The sequence below is a fragment of the Devosia sp. genome, assembly GCF_041917035.1.
Taxonomy (GTDB): domain Bacteria; phylum Pseudomonadota; class Alphaproteobacteria; order Rhizobiales; family Devosiaceae; genus Devosia_A.
In genome coordinates this window covers 1-1,816 of record NZ_JAYRYM010000434.1, presented here as the reverse complement: position 1 = coordinate 1,816, position 1,816 = coordinate 1, and the positions used below count along the sequence as shown (strand labels likewise).

The 1,816-nt window shown below is 70.6% G+C and carries 1 protein-coding gene; it reads right to left on the bottom strand.

Translation table 11 applies throughout. The annotated features are described in order from the left end of the window. Positions 1 to 1,547 (bottom strand): 2-oxoacid:acceptor oxidoreductase subunit alpha (locus tag ACE3TU_RS22010; RefSeq protein ID WP_374627991.1); only part of this gene is annotated, 1,547 nt, incomplete at its 3' end. Positions 1,548 to 1,816 lie beyond the last annotated feature (269 nt).

Genomic DNA, 1,816 nt, shown 5'->3' with positions numbered 1-1,816 from the left:
GCGGCGGCGAGCTGTTCCGGGCGCACCGGCGAGATCAGGCGGATCGACACCAGGCGGGCACGCCCGCCGCTGGCGCGGAAGCGCTCGAGCGCCTCGCGCACCGGCCCGGTGGTGGACCCCCAGGTCAGCACGGCGATGTCGCCGTCGCCCTCGATGTCGGCCCAGTGCGTGCCGTAGTCGTGCAGGGCGAGCTTGCGCAGACGCTTGTCGAGCTGGGCGCTGTGGTCGGCCGCGCCGCTGGACGGCGTGCCGAACTCGTTGTGCTCGAGGCCGTCGGCGGTGTACTGGTAGCCCTTCATGCCGGGTACGGCCATCGGCGAGACGCCCGACGCGGTGTTGGTGTAGCGGCGGTAGCGTTCGGCCGCCTCGCCCTCGGGCATCAGGCGGACCGCGCGCAAGCCGGGATCGGCGGGCGGCGAGATCGTCGCCCGACTCTGGCCGAGGGACTGGTCGGAGAGCACGATCGCGGCGGTCTGCAGGGTATCGGCGAGATGGACCGCCCACTGGGTGGCGAAGGCGCAGTCGGCGAGCGAGTTGGGCGCCACCACCAGGTGCGGGGCGTCGCCGTGCAGGCCGTAGAGCGCGATGTTGAGGTCGCTCTGCTCGGACTTGACCGGGATGCCGGTGGAGGGGCCGCCGCGCATCACGTTGACCACGGTGATCGGGGTCTCCGAGGCGACGGCGAGGCCGAGCGATTCGGTCATCAGCGCCAGGCCGGGGCCGGAGGTCGCGGTCAGCGAGGGCACGCCGGCGTAGGAAGCGCCGATGATCTGGTTGATCGAGGCGAGCTCGTCCTCGGCCTGCACCAGCACGCCGCCGAGCTTGGCGAGGTTGGGTGCGAGCCACTCCAGCACCTCGGTGCCCGGGGTGATCGGATAGGCGGCGACGAAGCGGATGCCGCCGCGCACCGCGCCGAGACCGGCGGCCTCGTTGCCGGTGATGCTCCACAGGCGCTCGCTCTGGCCCTGGGCGGTGGCCAGGCGGGGGCAGGGCGGCAGGTCGGCCGCGAAGGCCATGCCTGCACGCACCGATGCCTCGCTGGCGGTGCGCGCGGCCTCTCCCTTCTTGGCGAGCGAGTCGCGGACCACACCGAGCACGGCGTCCTCGGGAAGGCCGACGAGGCCGGCGACCGCGCCCAGGGCGATCATGTTGGGGCGCCCGCCCTCGATCGTCTTGGCCATCTTCTTGAACGGGATGTCTGCCGACCGCGTGCCCTTGGCGCGGATGGCCTCGGGGAATTCGCCGCCGTCGGGATCGCCGACGACCAGGCTATCGGCGGTCATCGGGATCTCGGCGGAGAAGCGCCCGACGTTCTCCCAGTCGATGGCGACCAGCAGATCATATTGATCGTCGTGCGACTGCACCGGCGACGTAGACAGACGCATCATCGCGGCGGCCTCGCCGCCGCGGATCTGCGCGCCCGACGAGCGGGTCATGTAGGCATACCAGCCGGCACGGCCGGCGGCGTCGAGCAGCATGTTGCCTGCGGTCATCACCCCCGCGCCGCCGCTGCCGGCGAATGTTATCGATACCGATCGGGCTGTCATCCTCGTTCTCCAATGTTCGACCTTCGACCGGCGGGTGCCGGCGCGGTCCTGTTCAGGGCCCATGCGCGCGTCCCCCTCGGGTGAAGCGGGCACGGCGCCGACCGGAGGCTGGTTGGGTTGCAGCGCCGCCTTCGCAGCGCTCACCTCCGATGTGTCGAAGTTTACGTTGACGCAAACGTCAATCTGTTGACTTTGGTCAACTGCCCTCCTGCCGGCCTGATTTAACTTTGCATCCAACGCGGCGGCAGGAAGCAGTCGATCCAGTCGCC